The sequence below is a fragment of the Polaromonas sp. C04 genome, assembly GCF_002002705.1.
Taxonomy (GTDB): Bacteria; Pseudomonadota; Gammaproteobacteria; order Burkholderiales; family Burkholderiaceae_C; genus Rhodoferax_A.
This window is the reverse complement of the sequence record NZ_MUNS01000033.1, coordinates 1-15,366: the sequence shown is the minus strand read 5'-3', so window position 1 is coordinate 15,366 and position 15,366 is coordinate 1. Positions and strand designations below refer to the sequence as shown.

Sequence of the window (15,366 nt, the reverse complement as noted above, 5' to 3'; positions counted from 1 at the left end):
AGCCCTTAAACAGGCTGCACTTGCAGCTACAACTCTAATAGCACCGAACCCCAGGTGAAGCCGCCGCCAACGCCTTCGAGCAGGATCGTCTCGCCCTTTTTGACCTTGCTGGCGCGCACCGCCGAATCGAGCGCCAGCGGAATCGAGGCGGCCGAAGTGTTGCCGTGCTCGTCGACCGTGACGATGACCTTGTCCATCGACATCTTCAGCCGGCGCGCCGTGCTTTGCATGATGCGGATGTTGGCCTGGTGCGGAATCAGCCAATCGATATCGGCCTCGGTCTTGCCGGCCTTGGCCAGGACGGCGCGGGCCGACTGGTCGAGCACCCCGACCGCCAGCTTGAACACGGCCTGGCCATCCATCGTGAGCAGCGGGTGGCCCAGCACCTCGCCGCCCGAGACGCTGCCGGGCACGCACAAAATGCTGGCGTATTTGCCGTCGGCATGCAGATCGGTGGCCAGAATCCCGGGCGTGTCGGAGGCCTCCAGCAGCACGGCGCCGGCGCCATCGCCAAACAGCACGCAGGTGGTGCGGTCGTTGAAGTCGAGGATGCGCGAAAACACTTCGGCGCCGATCACCAGCGCGCGGCTGGCGGTGCCGTTCTGGATCATCGCATCGGCCACGGCCAGCGCATAGACAAAGCCGCTGCACACCGCCTGCACGTCGAACGCGGGGCAGCCCGCGATGCCCAGCTTGTGCTGCAGGATGCAGGCGCTGGACGGAAACACCATGTCGGGCGTGGACGTGGCCACGATGATCAGGTCGACGTCTTTGGCGTCAACGCCGGCGGCCTGCAGGGCATTTTGGGCGGCTACCAGTGCCAGGTCGCTGCAGGTCACGCCGGGCGCGCAAAAATACCGGGCCCGGATGCCGGTGCGCTCGACAATCCATTGGTCCGAGGTTTCAATGCCCCTGGTGGCCAGTTCGGCCACCAGGTCGGCATTGCTGAGCCGGCGGGGAGGCAGATAGCTGCCGGTGCCCGTGATGCGGGAATATCGTTTCATTGCGCTTTAGAGTATCGGTGCCGCCATGACAGGCTCTGCGATCGGTTCGGCAGACACCAAGAGGGGCGCCGCATGAGCAATTCGGGCCTGGACACGGTCGAGCAAATTGTGTTTAGCGGCATCATACGCGCGGCTCAGCGCCTGCCCGAAGGCAAAGGCATCGGCTGAGCCATGGCTCTTGAACACCAGGCCGCGCAGGCCCAGCAGCGCCGCGCCGTTGTAGCGCCGGTGATCCATGCGGCTTTTAAATGCTTTTAAAACGGGGTAGGCCGCAACCGCCGCGATTTTCGTCAGGAAATTGCGTGAAAACTCCAGCTTGATGAAGTTGCCCATCATCGTCGCCAGGCCTTCGCTGGTCTTCAGCGCCACGTTGCCGACAAAACCGTCGCACACCACGATGTCGGTGGTGCCCTTGAAAATGTCGTTGCCCTCGACATTGCCATAAAAATTCAAATCACCCAGGCCGGCCGCCGTTCGCAGCAATTCACCGGCCTGCTTGATGATGTCGTTGCCTTTGATCGCTTCTTCGCCAATATTGAGCAGACCGACCGTCGGACTCTCGTTGTCGCTCAGCACTGACACCAGGGCCGAGCCCATCACGGCAAACTGCAGCAGGTGCTCCGCCGTGCAGTCCACATTGGCGCCCAGATCCAGCACCGTCGTGGCCGCACCCTTGGCATTCGGGATTTGCCCGGCAATGGCCGGACGGTCGATGCCGTCCAGCGTCTTGAGCAGGTAACGCGCGATCGCCATCAGCGCGCCGGTATTGCCGGCCGACACCGCCGCCTGCGCCGCGCCGTTCTTCACCTGGGCAATCGCCACGCGCATGGAGGAGTCTTTTTTGCGGCGCAGCGCCACTTCGATCGAATCGTCCATGCTGACCACCTCGGTGGCCGCCACCATGCGGGCGCGCTCGTGCGTGAACGCGGCCAGGCTCGCGGGCAGGCCCACCAGCAGGAGCTCGGCGTCGGGATGGTTTTCAAGGAAGCTCCGGCACGCCGGCAGCGTGACGCCGGGGCCGTGATCACCCCCCATGCAGTCGACTGCAAGGGTGATCACGAGCGGCTCACCCTGCCAGCAGGGCGGCTCTGCGCGGGACAACCGGAGACGGCAGGCATCAAAACAAAGGCCCGTTGCTACTCAAACTGTAGCGCCGGGCCCTGGCACTGAAACGCAATCAGGCTTCAGACTTGTTCTTGAGCACCTGGCGGCCACGGTAGAAGCCGTTCGGGCTGATGTGGTGACGCAAATGCGTCTCGCCGGTGGTGGGTTCCACCGCGATGCCCGGCACATTCAGGGCGTTGTGCGAACGGTGCATGCCGCGCTTGGAAGGTGACTTTTTGTTCTGCTGGACGGCCATGGTTGGCTCCTGGAATTAATGCGGTTGACTAAAAGGATCGTATCCATGCGCAAACAGGATGACGCCCCTGATCCGCGCTGAGCCTGCGATTATAGCCCAACTCCTTGATTTAACTGGCTTTATCCCCTTTGAGCCTGGCCAGTACGGCAAACGGATTGGGCTTGGCCACCATCTCCGCCTCGAACGCCTCGTCAGCGACCGCTAACTTCACGTCTACCGGGCACACCTCATGGCGCGGCAGATGAGGCAGCTCCATCAGTACCTCGTCCTCGATCAGCGCGCGCAAGTCGAGATCGTGACTGAGCACCAGCAGGTCTTCCTCACAATCGTCATCCTGCGCGGCCGCGGTTTCTTCGTCGGCCACGAAGCGGAAAGCGCGATCCACCGCCACGCTCACATCGACCGGGCCGAGGCAGCGCTGGCAGGTCAGCGGCAGGGTCGCGTCAACCTTCAGGTGCAGCCAGACCTGGTCCGCCTCGCCCGGCACTGCACGCAACTCGCCCGTGGCCGCCCAGTTGAGAGGCAAATCGGCTCCCAGTCCCTGCGTCTCCTGCAGAAGGCGCTCATATTTCTGTAGCGTGTCCTGCGCCGCCAACTGCCCTGCCGCTTGCGCGAAGGCCTTGACGTCGAGACGGCTGGCAACAAAACCGGTTTTCATGGCTGTCAGTGTAAGAGAATCCCCGCATGCCTCAAGTTTTTGCTCAATCGCCCCCTGCAGCACCACGTGCACTGGTGCTCGGTTCGACCTCGCGCTACCGGCGCGAACTGCTGCAGCGCCTGCGCATCCCCTTTGAAGTGGCCGCACCCCAAGTCGATGAAACGCCGCGGCCGGGCGAGGCGCCCGCCGGCCTGGCGTGCCGCCTCGCGCTGGCCAAGGCGCAGGCCGTCGCCAGTCAGTTCCCCGACGCCGTGGTGATCGGCTCGGACCAGGTCGCGGACCTGGCCGGCGAACCGCTGGGCAAGCCCGGCACGCACGAGCGCGCCACCCAGCAACTGCGCCGCATGCGCGGCCGGACGGTCATTTTCCAGACGGCGGTGGCCGTGGTGTGCGCGCAGACCGGCTTTGCGCAGACGGAACTGGCCCCGGTCCACGTGAAGTTTCGTGACTTGAGCGATACGGAGATCGAGGCGTATCTGCAAGCCGAGCAGCCCTACGACTGCGCCGGCAGCGCCAAAAGCGAGGGGCTCGGCATCGCGCTGCTCGACGCCATCGAGAGCGACGACCCGACCGCGCTGGTCGGCCTGCCGCTGATCCGCACCTGCCGCATGATTCGCGCGGCCGGCGTGAAGGTGTTGTGATGGCGCAGCCCGGCAGCGCGCCTCGCCTCGGCAAGCTCTACCTCGTGCCCGCGCCGCTGGACTTTGGCTGCGAGCAGCAAACCCCGCTTGCCGACGTGATGCCGCTGGCCACGCTGCAGGTCGCGGCGCGGCTGGAGCACTGGGTGTGCGAGAACGCGAAAACCCTGCGCGCCTGCCTTAAACGCGTAAACGAGCTGCAGCCCTTGTCACACCAGCTGCAGGCGCTACAAATTCAGGAGTTGCCGCGCGAGGTGCACAAGAAGGGCGATCACAGCGGCAACTTCGACGCACGGCCCTTGCTGGCGCCGGCCCTGCAGGGGCATGACATGGGCCTGGTCAGCGAGGCCGGCATGCCGGCCGTGGCCGATCCGGGCTCCTCGGTGGTGCGGGCGGCGCACGATCTGGGGCTGGCCGTGCTGCCGCTGGTGGGCCCCGTGTCGCTGCTGCTGGCGCTGGCCGCCAGCGGCCTGAACGGACAGAACTTTGCTTTTGTTGGTTACCTGCCGCAAGACGCGGCGCAGCGCACCAGCCGAATCCGCGAACTGGAGTCGCTGGCGTTGAAAACGGGCCAGACCCAGCTCTTCATCGAAACCCCGTACCGCAATGCCGTGCTGCTGCAGGCGCTGCTGCAAGCGCTGCAGCCGGGCACCCGGCTGGCCGTCAGCAGTGGACTCACGCTGGCCAGCGCCGCCACGCGCAGCCAGTCGGTGAAGCAATGGCGCCAGCACGGGGGCGGGCCCGACAACCAGACGCCGGCTGTGTTTGCCATCGGGCGCTGATCAGTGCAGCGCCGGAATCGCCTCCAGGGCCCGCACCGCGCCTTCGCCGACCGAAGCGCCAAACTTCTTGGCCAGCCGCTCGGCCACGTTGGCGCGCTGCGTGTAGTCGACGATGTCTTCGGCCTTGACGACCTCGCGCGCCACGTAGTCGAGGCTGCCTAGCTGATCGGCCAGCCCCAGGTCAATGGCTTGCTGGCCGGTCCAGAACAGGCCGCTGAAGGTTTCGGGCGTTTCGTGCAGGCGCTCGCCGCGCCCCTTCTTCACCACGTCGATGAACTGCTGGTGGATCTGGTCGAGCATGACCTGGGCGTAGGCGCGCTGCCTGTCGGTCTGCGGGCTGAACGGGTCCAGAAAGCCTTTGTTTTCGCCAGCGGTCAGGAGCCGGCGCTCGATGCCCAGCTTGTCCATCAGCCCGGTAAAGCCAAAACCGTCCATCAGCACGCCAATGCTGCCCACGATGCTGGCCTTGTCGACAAAGATCTTGTCGGCCGCCACCACGGTATAGTAGGCCGCCGAGGCGCAGGACTCCTCCACCACCGCATATACGGGCTTCTTGTATTTGGCTTTCAGGCGGTAGATTTCGTCGTTCATGATGCCGGCCTGCACCGGGCTGCCGCCCGGCGAATTGCACAACAGCACCACCGCCTTGGAGCCGTCGTCGTCAAACGCGCTGCGCAGCGCCTCCACCACGGCGTCGGCGCTGGTCTCGCCACCCGAGGCAATTTCGCCCTTGATGTCGACCACGGCGGTATGCGCCGTGCTCTTGTCGGTGCTGGCGCTGCCCCGGTGCATGACGGCCCACACGATAAAGACAAAAAACGCCAGCCAGGCCAGCCGGGTGAAGGTTTTCCAGCGGCGCGAGGACTTTTGCTCGTTGAGCGCGGCAAAGGCCAATTTTTCCAGCGCGGCGCGCTCCCAGCCGGGGGCATTCGTCGCGCTGCTGTTTGCTACCGACTTTGTAGCAGCCTGTGTAAATTCTTCGGGGCCTTGCGGGCTATTGGAGTCAGTCATGTCAAAACTCGACAGGTAAAAGATTGTGTGCAGTATGCCAGTGCACCACACCGTCCTGCTCGGACAGCGGTATCTTGACCAGACCACCGCGGCAGGGGCCGCCGCCGCATGCGCCCGTGTCGGGGCGGTACACCGCGCCATGGATGGCGCAGATCAGCCATTGGCCCGTGTCGTCAAAAAACCGGTTCGGCCGGTAGTCGAGTTCCATCGCCACATGGGCGCAGCGATTCAGGTAGGCGTGCGCCCGGCCCTCGAAGCGGATGGCGAAGGCGCGGCAGGTCTGGCCGCCAAAGATCACGTCAAACGGAACCGCCTCGCCGCCCTCCTTCAGGTCCGAGGCGTTGCACAGTGCAATCAGGGGGTTCATGCGTCGCGCTCAGGCGTTTTGCAGCAACCAGTCGTGCAACGCGCGCACCGAATGCGCGACCACGCGCGGGCCGAGCGCCTCGAAGTCACCGGGCTCGTGCGCGCCGTAGCTCACGCCCACGCTGGCGCAGCCAGCGCTCAAAGCCATCTGCAGGTCGTGTGTGGTGTCGCCGATCATCAGCGTGCGTTCGGGCGGCACGCCAAATTCGGCCATCAATTCGTGCAGCATGCGCGGATCGGGCTTGCCGGCCGTCTCATCGGCGGTGCGCGAGCCGTCGAAGCGGCCCGCGAGCTGTGAGCTTCGCAGCGCCTCGTCGAGCCCGCGCCGGCTCTTGCCGGTGGCGACCGCCAGCAAATAATGGCGCGCCTTCAGGTCGGCCAGCAGCGGCAGCACGCCCTCGAACAGGACTATATCGCTCTGGCGAGCCATATAGTGAAAACGGTAGCGCGCGCCAAGTTCCGGATATTTGAACGCAGGTACGTCGGGCGCGGCGTGCGCCAGCGCCTGCATCAGCCCCATGCCGATCACGTAGGCGGCCTCCTTGTCGCTGGGCACCGTGCCGCCGACATCGCGCACGGCCAGCTGGATGCAGCGCGTGATGATGGCCGTGGAATCGAACAGCGTGCCGTCCCAGTCAAAGGCGATCAGGTCAAATTGCCGCGCACGCATGGCGTCAGGGTTTTGGAGCTGGGACATGGTCGACAAATCTCTGAAGTTCCGGGGGCAGTGCGGCCAGCAGCTCGATGCGCTCGCCACTGGACGGGTGGTTGAACTGTAACCGCCACGCATGCAAAAACATGCGCTTCAGGCCCGAATTCCCCTGCTGCTTTTGCAGGGACTTGTTCAACTCGAAATCGCCGTACTTGTCATCCCCGACGATGGCGTGCCCCTGGGACGCCAGATGCACCCGGATCTGGTGCGTGCGCCCTGTCTTGATGGTCACCTCCAGCAGCGTGAAACCCGCCAGCCGGCGCGCCACCTTGACCAGCGTGACCGAGCGCATGCCGTCCGGGTCGCCTTTGGCCACCACCTTGACGCGGCGCTCCCCCTCCCCGTCCTGGCCCGCCGGCAGCAGGTATTTGTGCAGCGGCGCGTCGATCACCTTTTTATTCGCCGGCCAGTCGCCCGCGACCAGCGCCAGGTAAGTCTTGCCGGTCTCGCGCTCGCGAAACTGGTCTTGCAGGGTCGTGAGGGCGCTGCGCTTCTTGGCCACCAGCAGGATGCCGCTGGTATCGCGGTCCAGCCGGTGCACCAGTTCCAGGAACCGGGCCTGCGGCCGGGCCCGGCGCAATTGCTCGATCACGCCAAAGCTCACGCCGCTGCCGCCGTGCACCGCCACGCCGGCCGGTTTATCGATGGCGAGCAGCCAGTCGTCCTCCAGCAGGATCGGGAATTCACGGGCCGGCGCCGGATTCGCCGCTTTTTCCTGCTGGCGCTCGGACACCCGCACGGGCGGCAACCGCAGCACGTCGCCGACCTGCACCCGGGCGTCGGCGGCGGCCCGACCCTTGTTGATCCGGACTTCGCCGCTGCGGATGATGCGGTACACATGCGTTTTGGGCACCCCTTTGAGGTGCCGCATCAGGAAGTTGTCCAGCCGCTGGCCGGCGGACTCGTCATCGACCGTGATGAATTTGACTTCCGGCGCGGCCGCGGACGGCGCAAGGGGCTTGTGAACGCCTATAATGTTTTTCACCAGCGATATGTTGTAAGTGCTTGATTAACTACAAGTTTAGGGCACCGAACAAAATGCACTGGCAGGTCGATGCCACTCATGGCCATTGTCTGCAAACCGGGCGCCCGAGCGCCAGGTGGCACACAACCCCATGGGTCGAGACGACGCAATTGAAACACTGATACGGAATACCCAAATCCGGCAACCTCGCGCGCTGCGCACCGGGTTGCCGGCGGACTAAAGCGAGAACTCTTGTGTTGATGGTGCTGATTCAAACCTTGTGGCGGTGGCTGTTGTCCCCGCCCTTTGGCGTGGAAAAGCCCCTGGCCCCCGTCTTTCGGGCGCGTCCAGCTACTAATTTTGTGGCTGATCCATATCCGCACCCTCTCGCCCGCGTCCAAGCGCCTACGCCCCGACAACCGAGCCCCGGCCCGGCATAGTCGCAGGCTCTCCGGCAATTCCCTTCGTTTCAAAGCGTCCGATCAGGCATCGTTGGCCCGCGAGAGGCCTGTGAATGTTTTAGATTGAAGGAAACGCATCATGAAACGGATGCTGATTAACGCCACCCAGACCGAAGAACGCCGGCTGGCGATCGTGGACGGGCAAAAGCTGCTCGACTACGAAATTGAAATTGAAGGGCGCGAACAGCGCAAGGGCAACATCTACAAGGCCGTCGTCACCCGCGTCGAGCCCTCGCTGGAGGCCTGCTTTGTCGATTACGGCGAAGACCGCCACGGTTTTCTACCGTTCAAGGAAATCTCCAAACAGTACTTCGCCCAGGGCGTGCCGGTCAGCCAGGCGCGCATCCAGGACGTGATCAAGGAGGGCCAGGAGCTGCTGGTCCAGGTCGAGAAGGAAGAGCGCGGCAACAAGGGCGCGGCCCTGACCACCTTTGTCTCGCTGGCCGGCCGCTACGTGGTGCTGATGCCCAACAACCCGCGCGGCGGCGGCGTGAGCCGGCGCATCGAGGGCGATGACCGGGCCGAGCTCAAGGAGGCCATGGACCAGCTGGAATACCCTGCCGGCGCCAGCATCATCGCGCGCACCGCCGGCATCGGGCGCAGCGCCCCCGAACTGCAGTGGGACCTGAATTACCTGCTCAAGCTGTGGAGCGCGATCGACGGTGCCGGCAAAAGTGGCAAGGGTGCGTTCCTGATTTACCAGGAATCGAGCCTGGTGATCCGCGCCATCCGCGACTACTTCAACAACGATATCGGCGACATCCTGATCGACACCGACGACGTGTACGACCAGGCCCAGCAGTTCATGGCACACGTGATGCCCGAGCACGCCGCGCGCGTCAAGCGCTACCGCGATGACGCCCCGCTGTTCAGCCGGTTCCAGATCGAGCACCAGATCGAGTCGGCCTACGCGCGCACCGTGCAGCTGCCCAGCGGCGGTGCCATCGTGATCGACCACACCGAGGCGCTGGTCTCGGTGGACGTGAACTCGGCGCGCGCGATCCGCGGCGGCGACATCGAGGAAACCGCGACCCGCACCAACCTGGAGGCCGCCGACGAAGTGGCGCGCCAGATGCGCCTGCGCGACCTGGGCGGCCTGATCGTGATCGACTTCATCGACATGGAGGAGTCGCGCAACCGCCGCGACGTGGAAAACCGCCTGCGCGATGCGCTGCGGCAGGACCGCGCGCGCGTGCAGTTCGGCACCATCAGCAAGTTCGGCCTGATGGAAATGAGCCGCCAGCGCCTGAAACCCGCGCTGAGCGAGGGCGCCTCCATCCCCTGCCCGCGCTGCGGCGGCTCCGGCCATATCCGCGACACCGAAAGTTCGGCGCTGCAGATCCTGCGCATCATCCAGGAAGAGTCCATGAAGGACAACACGGCCTCGGTGATGTGCCAGGTGCCGGTGGAAGTGGCCTCGTTCCTGCTCAACGAGAAGCGCACCGAGATCGCCAAGATCGAGTTCAAGCAGCGCATCAACGTGCTGATGGTGCCCAACAAGACGCTGGAAACACCGAACTACCGGCTCGAGCGCCTGAAGCACGACGACCCGCGTCTGGACGGTATGGAAGTCAGCTACAAGATGGCCGAGGAAATCGAAGATCCGACCACGGTCACGCGCCGTTCGCAGGAGCGCAGCAACAAGCAGGAGCCCGTCATCAAGGGTGTGCTGCCTGACGCCCCCGCCCCGGTGGCCGCGCCCAAGCCTGCGCCCGTGCCGGCTCCGGTGGCGAAAGCGCCCGCCGTCGTGGCGGCGCCGGTGCCTGCGGAAAGCGGCTTCTTTGGCTGGATCAAGGGCCTGTTTGGCAGCAAACCCGCTGCCGCGCCGGTGGTGGTGGCCGCAGAACCGAAAAAAGACGACAAACGCGAAGGCCGCACGGGACGCGACGGCGAAGGCCGTGGTGGTCGCGACGGTGAACGCCGCGATGGTCGCCGTGGTGAAGGCCGGGGCGAAGGCCGCGGTGGCCGCCGGGGCGAAGGCCGTGGCGAGGGTCGTGGCGGCCGCGACGGTGAGCGCCGCGGTGAAGAGCGCGCCGAAGGTCGCGCAGAAGGCGCCGAGGCAGAAGGTCAGGGCCCGCGCGGCGAAGGTCGCGGTGGCCGCGGTGGCCGTGGCGGTGAACGCCGCAACGACCGCCAGGGACCGCGCGAACGCCGTGACGGCGAAGGCCGCCCGCTGGCGCCCGACAACGCGACAGCAACCAGCCCCGTGACGGGTACGCCGGAGGCCATGGAAGGCGCCGGCAACGAGCAGCCCAGGCAGGAGCGTGCGCCGCGCAGCGGTGAGCGCGGTGAGCGGCGCGAACGTGGAGGCCGCGGCGAACGCGGTGAACGCACCGAGGGCCGTGGTGAACGCGGTGAGCGCAGCGATCGTGGCGACAAACAGCCCGAGAGCCGCGGCGAGCGTCGCAATGACCGCGCCGGCGACCGCGCACCGGGCACGGACGAGGCCACCAATCGCAGTGAACCGCTGTCTGCCGGCGCCGAGGTGGCAGCAGCAGCCATGGCAACGGTCGGCGTTGCAGCCGAGGCCGGCGAAGGTCAGGCCGGTGATGTGTCGGCCGAGCGCACGGATGGCCAGCGTGAACCGCGCGAGCGCCGCTCGCGTGACCGCTATGGCCGCGACCGCCGCGAACGCGCGCCGCGCGATGCCTCTGAGGCCGCTGAAACAGCGCCGTCCGGCGTGCCGGAGGCCGGCCAGCCTGCAGCCCAGGATGAACCGGTGCAGCGCAGGTCGTATTTCGATACGGCCGCGCCGGCAGCCAGCGAACCGGCCGCCGTTGAACCTGCAGCCAGTCAGGCACCCCTGAGCGCCATCCCGGTGCAGGCACCGACTCCTGTTGCGACCGCACCCGTTGCGCCCGTGCACGTTGCGGCCGCGCCTGCCGTCGCCTCGTCGGCGCCCGCGCTGCCCAAGGTTGCCTCCTTCGAACTGCCGCTGGCCGAGCTCGCGCAGGTCGCCACGGGCTCGGGCCTGCAATGGGTGAATTCCGACGCCGGCAAGATCGCCGCCGCGCGCGCCGCCATGGCGGCGGAGCCGCGCGCCGTGCATGTGCCGCGCGAGCGCGCACCGGTCGTGGTGCAGGACGACGGCCCCTTGATCCTGGTGGAAACGAAACGCGATCTGCGCGACATGACGCTGCCGTTCGAGCAGGCCTCGCACGAAGCGACGCCGTAAGACGGCTGGGCGGGAAAAACCGCTCAGCGTGACGTTGCTGCCCCGCAGCAACCTCAAAAAAGCCGCCGGGTCAGCCAAGCCCCGGCGGCTTTTTTATGGGGCCCTTACAACTGTGCGGCGCGCTTCCAGGCCTGGGCGGCTGCGGCATCGTCACCGCGCTGCTCGGCCAATTGGGCCAGTGCGCACCAGGCGTTGCGATGCAGCCCCGCGTCCTGCAGGCCCATCACGGCCTGGGCCAGCAACAGCTGCGCCTTGCCCCACAGCTGGCGCTTCATGCAGGCCATGCCCGCCAGGTATTGCAACCGGGCGTCGCGCGGATTGCGTTGCTGGGCCGCCTCGATGCGGGCCAGCCATGGCGCATCCAGCGACTCCAGTCCCAGCTCCAGCGCGCGCACCAGCTTGATGCTCTGGTAATCGCCGAGACCGGCCGATGGATCACTGTGGGGCGCGACCATACGCTCCCATACCGGCAGCAGCCAGGCGCGCGCGATGTGGGCGTCCCCCTGCAGGGCCGCCATGCGCTGGGCCGCCCCGATCGCCAGCTCGGGCGTCACGCGCTCACCGTTCTCCAGCGAGTTCCAGACGCGCAGCAGCTGGGCGGTGTCATAGGCACCGTTGATCAGTTCGGTGGCCAGTCCGCGCACGATGCTTTGCGCCGCGTCGCCCGGGAAGGCCCGGTGCTTGGCCAGCAGCCGCGCCGTCTCCAGCGCATCGACCGTCCGGCGCGCCAGACGCGCGGCCTTGAGCTTGACGCGCAGCGCCAGCGTGCGGCGCGCCACGCCCTGCGGCAGCTCGTCGAGCCAGGCCAGCGCGGCGGCCGCATCGCGGTCGTCCAGCGCCCAGCGCGCCGCGCGCAGCTGCGCCCCTTCGCGCGTTTCCTGCCCCAGCGCCGTGTGCCGCTGTGACGGGTCTTCCAGCGCCTGCCGCAGGTGTTCATCGCGCCCGGCCTTGTCCTGCAAGGCCTGTGCACTTTCTGCGGCGACCAGATGCGACAGGGCCCGCAGCTGCACCGCATTCACCAGTTTCACGCCGGAGGCGCTCAGCGCTTTTTCCTGACTCAGGGCCGCTTGCGCCGACTTGCGCGCGCGGATGAAGCGTCCGGCCAGCAGATACGACAGCGCATCCATCAGTGCCGCGTGCATGGTCCGCTCTTTTTGCTGCATGCGCCAGCGTTTCGCCTGCCGGGGCAAATCAAACAATGCCGCGAGCGCGCGCAACGCCGCATGGATCAGCACAAAGGCGGCCAGCAACAGCAACACCACCAGGTTGAGCGAGAGATCGACCCGGTACGGCGGCCAGAACACCGTGATCAGGCCCTGGTTGTTGCCCGCAAACAGGGCGACGGCCACGGCCACGCCAAACAGGGCGACCAGCCACAAAGCGGCACGCATTTACCGGCCCGCCGCCGCGGTGGCCAACGCCGCCAGCGTGTCATCGACGCGCGGCAGCTCCACCGTCTTCATCTGGCCCTGCACCTGCTGCAGCAAGCCCGCCACGACCTGTGTCTTGCGCGCGGCCGGGTCGAAATACTTGTTCAGCGCCAGGCTGGCGGCGGCCAGATCGGAACGCGCCGAGTCGATCTGCCGCGCGAGCAGGCCAAGCCGTGCGTTGAGCAGCTTGAGCTTGAGGTTTTCGCGCAGGAAGAAAGATTGCTCGGGCGACAGCAGCATCGCCTCGGGCTGCTCGATGCGGCTTACGCGCAGCAGGCTGCGCGCCTCGATGTGCAGCACCTCGAGGGCACGCTGCCACCAGGCCGGTGCCGCGACCGGGGTCTTCGATGCGACGCCGCGGGCAGCGGCGGGACTCGCGGCGGCATTCAGCACCGGCAGCTCGTCGACCAGTCGCACCAGCTCGTCGAGCTTGTCCAGCAGGCCCGGCGTGTCCGTGACACGCGCCGCCGTCACGCGGTCGATGTCGTGTTCAATGGCGCGCTGCACGGGCGCCAGGCGCGGCTGGGCGGCGCGGATGACACGCTGGTCAGCGCTCTTCAGGGCGGCCAGCAAGGGCGCCACGCTGCCCGTGAGCTGGGCCTGCTGCTGCGCGAGACGAATGGCCGAGTCCAGATCGACCACCAGGTTGTCGTCGCGCGTGCGCGACAGGCTTTGCATCAGGTCTTCGAGCTGCGTGCGCTGCAGCGTCACTTCGCTGAGCCGCTCGTCCGCCATGGCCTGGCGCGCCGCGGTTTCGCGGGCCAGATCCAGCGCCTGTTTCGCCATACCGTTTGCCTCGACCGCCCGGGCTCCCGAGTCGGCGCTCTGGCGCGCCAGCTGGCCCTGGATGGTGGAGAGTTTTTGCCACAGCAGCACACTGAGCAGCAGCGCCAATGCCGCGACCACCGCCACGACAATCACCAGGGTGCGCGACACGGCATGCCCCGGTGCGCCGGTGAGGGAGGGAATGGAACGGGACGGCTCGACAGCGGGTCCGGCCAGCGGGCTGGCAGCGTCGGCAGGAGGCTCGGTCGCGTTCATGGCACAGATTCTATCGAGGCCACCACGTCATCCAGCGTGGGGCGTGACTCGCAAACAACACCAAAACCGGCCTGCCGCGCGGTTTGCGCGATGCGCGGATGGGTCGCCACGGCGCGGGCGCGGCCCCAATGTTGCGCCGGCAACAGTTGCGCCAGATGGCGGATGGCCTGCGAACTGCTAAACAGCCAGACCGAGCCATCCTGCGCGGCCTGCTGCGCCAGAGCCAGTTGCTGCGCTTCGAGAACCGGCACACGGCGCTCGTAGGCCGCCACGGTCTCGACCTGCGCTGCGGCGGCGGCCAATTGATGGGCCAGCCAGTCGCGCCCCGCGTTGGTACCCTCATCGGCACCGCGCACGATCAGCACGCGCGCACCGGGCGGCACGCGCGCGTGCACCTGCTGCCACAGCGCCTCGGAGTCGAACTGGCCGGATTGCGCATCCGGCGCATCGATGGCGTGCGCCGCCACACCGGCGTGCTGCAAGGCCCGGACCGTGCCCGGCCCCGGCGCCCAGCAGCGCGGCAGGAAATTCTTCTGAATTCCTGAATTGATAGCTGACCATGCCCGTGGAATATGGGCTGAAGACGGTTTTGATGCAAAAAAATGCATGACGGCATTGCCGCTGACAAACATGATGGCAAAGTACCCGTCCAGCCGCTGCCAGGCCGAATCCAGGGCCTGGCGCGCCAGCGGGTCCGTCACCGGGCCGATCTCGATCAGCGGCAGCGCCAGCACGTCGAATCCCCGCGCCGACAGCTGCTGGCTCCAGCCCCTGGCCTCGCGCTCGGGGCGGGACACGATGACACGCATGGCCGCAGGCGGTTGTGACACGAATCGGCGTGCGTGCGCTAGCCCGGCAGATAGCGGGCACCGCCGCCCTGCAGCTTTGCCGCGACTTGCTCGCCGAGCGCCTGCGCGGCCGCCAGATCGGCACAGGCGGCGCCGCCGCGCGCCTTGACCAGCGGGCCGCTGCCGTCCGGGTCGCCCCAGGCGGCGCCGAGCTGCAGGTATTCGCCGTCGAAGCGGGCGAACGCCGCCAGTGGCATGGAGCAGCTGCCGCCCATGGCGCGGCTGACGGCGCGCTCGGCCGCGGTGGCCAGCCAGGTGGCCTGGTGCGCCAGCGGGGCCAGCGCCTCGATCAAATCCTGACGCTGCGCGCGCACCTCGATGGCGAGCGCACCCTGGCCGGCGGCCGGCAGCATGTCGCCGGGCTCGAAGACGCCGCGGATGCGCGCGCCCAGGCCCAGGCGCTTCAAGCCGGCCGCGGCCAGCACGATCGCATCGAACTGGCCCTCGTCGAGCTTGCGCAAGCGCGTGTCGAGGTTGCCGCGCAGCGGCTCGATGCGCAGGTCGGGGCGCAGCGCGCGCAGCAGCGCGATGCGGCGCAGGCTGGAGGTGCCGACCACGGCGCCCTGCGGCAGGTCCGCCAGCGCGGCATGGCGGCTGGACACGAAGGCATCGCGCGGATCTTCGCGCTCCAGCACGCAGGCCAGCGCAAAGCCTGCGGGCAGATCCATCGGCACGTCCTTGAGCGAGTGCACGGCAATGTCGGCGCGCCCCTCTTCAAGGGCCGCTTCCAGCTCCTTCACGAACAGGCCCTTGCCGCCCACCTTGCTCAAGGATCGGTCGAGGATCTGGTCGCCCTTGGTGGTGATGCCCAGCAGCGTGATGCGGTGGCCGCGCTGCTCCAGCAGGGTCTGCACGTGCCCGGCCTGCCACAACGCCAGGCGGCTTTCTCGGGTGGCGATAACGATGGGGGGGCGGG

Annotated in this window: 15 protein-coding genes; 3 read left to right on the top strand and 12 right to left on the bottom strand. The window is 67.1% G+C overall.

Annotated elements, in window-relative coordinates; genetic code table 11:
* Nucleotides 1-26: 26 nt before the first annotated feature.
* The 4 genes from B0E49_RS12740 to B0E49_RS12725 all read right to left on the bottom strand — a co-directional run bounded on the left by B0E49_RS12740 (nucleotide 27) and on the right by B0E49_RS12725 (nucleotide 3,022).
* On the bottom strand, nucleotides 27-1,004 hold the full coding sequence (locus B0E49_RS12740; RefSeq protein WP_077562577.1) for a beta-ketoacyl-ACP synthase III: 978 nt from the start codon (nucleotides 1,002-1,004) through the stop codon (nucleotides 27-29).
* A 6-nt stretch (nucleotides 1,005-1,010) separates the two neighbouring features.
* Nucleotides 1,011-2,063: a phosphate acyltransferase PlsX gene (gene plsX / locus B0E49_RS12735; protein WP_077562680.1), complete on the bottom strand. Its 1,053-nt coding sequence runs from the start codon at nucleotides 2,061-2,063 to the stop codon at nucleotides 1,011-1,013.
* A 118-nt stretch (nucleotides 2,064-2,181) separates the two neighbouring features.
* Nucleotides 2,182-2,364, bottom strand: a complete 183-nt coding sequence (rpmF, locus tag B0E49_RS12730) for a 50S ribosomal protein L32 (RefSeq protein WP_005794249.1) — start codon at nucleotides 2,362-2,364, stop codon at nucleotides 2,182-2,184.
* Between the two features lie 109 nt (nucleotides 2,365-2,473).
* On the bottom strand, nucleotides 2,474-3,022 hold the full coding sequence (locus B0E49_RS12725) for a YceD family protein (protein ID WP_077562576.1): 549 nt from the start codon (nucleotides 3,020-3,022) through the stop codon (nucleotides 2,474-2,476).
* Nucleotides 3,023-3,048: 26 nt separating this feature from the next.
* On the opposite strand from B0E49_RS12725, the gene B0E49_RS12720 reads away from it, so the two are divergent.
* Both B0E49_RS12720 and B0E49_RS12715 read left to right on the top strand, forming a co-directional pair.
* Nucleotides 3,049-3,663 (top strand): Maf family nucleotide pyrophosphatase, encoded by a 615-nt coding sequence (locus B0E49_RS12720; RefSeq protein WP_077562575.1) that lies wholly within the window; start codon nucleotides 3,049-3,051, stop codon nucleotides 3,661-3,663.
* Nucleotides 3,663-4,442 (top strand): SAM-dependent methyltransferase, encoded by a 780-nt coding sequence (locus B0E49_RS12715; RefSeq protein ID WP_077562574.1) that lies wholly within the window; start codon nucleotides 3,663-3,665, stop codon nucleotides 4,440-4,442. Before B0E49_RS12720 ends, B0E49_RS12715 begins: the two co-directional genes overlap by 1 nt.
* On the opposite strand, the gene B0E49_RS12710 is transcribed toward B0E49_RS12715, so the two are convergent.
* Genes B0E49_RS12710 through B0E49_RS12695 form a run of 4 tightly spaced genes read right to left on the bottom strand, consistent with a single transcriptional unit; the run spans nucleotide 4,443 to nucleotide 7,516 of the window.
* Nucleotides 4,443-5,453, bottom strand: a complete 1,011-nt coding sequence (locus tag B0E49_RS12710; RefSeq protein ID WP_077562573.1) for a S49 family peptidase — start codon at nucleotides 5,451-5,453, stop codon at nucleotides 4,443-4,445. It abuts the gene before it with no gap.
* 1 nt (nucleotide 5,454) lies between these two features.
* The gene (locus B0E49_RS12705; RefSeq protein WP_077562572.1) at nucleotides 5,455-5,820 is read right to left on the bottom strand and encodes a Rieske (2Fe-2S) protein; all 366 of its coding nucleotides are present in this window, start codon (nucleotides 5,818-5,820) and stop codon (nucleotides 5,455-5,457) included.
* 9 nt (nucleotides 5,821-5,829) lie between these two features.
* Nucleotides 5,830-6,489 carry an HAD family hydrolase gene (locus tag B0E49_RS12700; RefSeq protein ID WP_077562679.1) on the bottom strand — a complete coding sequence of 220 codons (660 nt, stop codon included), beginning with the start codon at nucleotides 6,487-6,489 and terminating at the stop codon, nucleotides 5,830-5,832.
* A gap of 4 nt (nucleotides 6,490-6,493) precedes the next feature.
* Nucleotides 6,494-7,516 (bottom strand): RluA family pseudouridine synthase, encoded by a 1,023-nt coding sequence (locus B0E49_RS12695; RefSeq protein ID WP_077562571.1) that lies wholly within the window; start codon nucleotides 7,514-7,516, stop codon nucleotides 6,494-6,496.
* Nucleotides 7,517-8,035: 519 nt separating this feature from the next.
* Between B0E49_RS12695 and B0E49_RS12690 the strand changes: the two genes are divergently transcribed.
* Nucleotides 8,036-11,131: an Rne/Rng family ribonuclease gene (locus tag B0E49_RS12690; protein ID WP_077562570.1), complete on the top strand. Its 3,096-nt coding sequence runs from the start codon at nucleotides 8,036-8,038 to the stop codon at nucleotides 11,129-11,131.
* Between the two features lie 104 nt (nucleotides 11,132-11,235).
* Here B0E49_RS12690 and B0E49_RS12685 read toward each other — a convergent pair whose 3' ends face one another.
* The 4 genes from B0E49_RS12685 to hemC are packed head-to-tail and all read right to left on the bottom strand — an operon-like array spanning nucleotide 11,236 to nucleotide 15,355.
* Nucleotides 11,236-12,522, bottom strand: coding sequence for a heme biosynthesis protein HemY (locus B0E49_RS12685; protein WP_077562569.1), 1,287 nt, complete (start codon nucleotides 12,520-12,522; stop codon nucleotides 11,236-11,238).
* Nucleotides 12,523-13,602: a uroporphyrinogen-III C-methyltransferase gene (locus B0E49_RS12680; RefSeq protein ID WP_077562568.1), complete on the bottom strand. Its 1,080-nt coding sequence runs from the start codon at nucleotides 13,600-13,602 to the stop codon at nucleotides 12,523-12,525.
* Nucleotides 13,599-14,411: a uroporphyrinogen-III synthase gene (locus B0E49_RS12675; protein WP_077562567.1), complete on the bottom strand. Its 813-nt coding sequence runs from the start codon at nucleotides 14,409-14,411 to the stop codon at nucleotides 13,599-13,601. Before B0E49_RS12675 ends, B0E49_RS12680 begins: the two co-directional genes overlap by 4 nt.
* 38 nt (nucleotides 14,412-14,449) lie before the next feature.
* The gene (hemC, locus tag B0E49_RS12670) at nucleotides 14,450-15,355 is read right to left on the bottom strand and encodes a hydroxymethylbilane synthase (protein WP_077562678.1); all 906 of its coding nucleotides are present in this window, start codon (nucleotides 15,353-15,355) and stop codon (nucleotides 14,450-14,452) included.
* Between the last annotated feature and the right edge of the window lie 11 nt (nucleotides 15,356-15,366).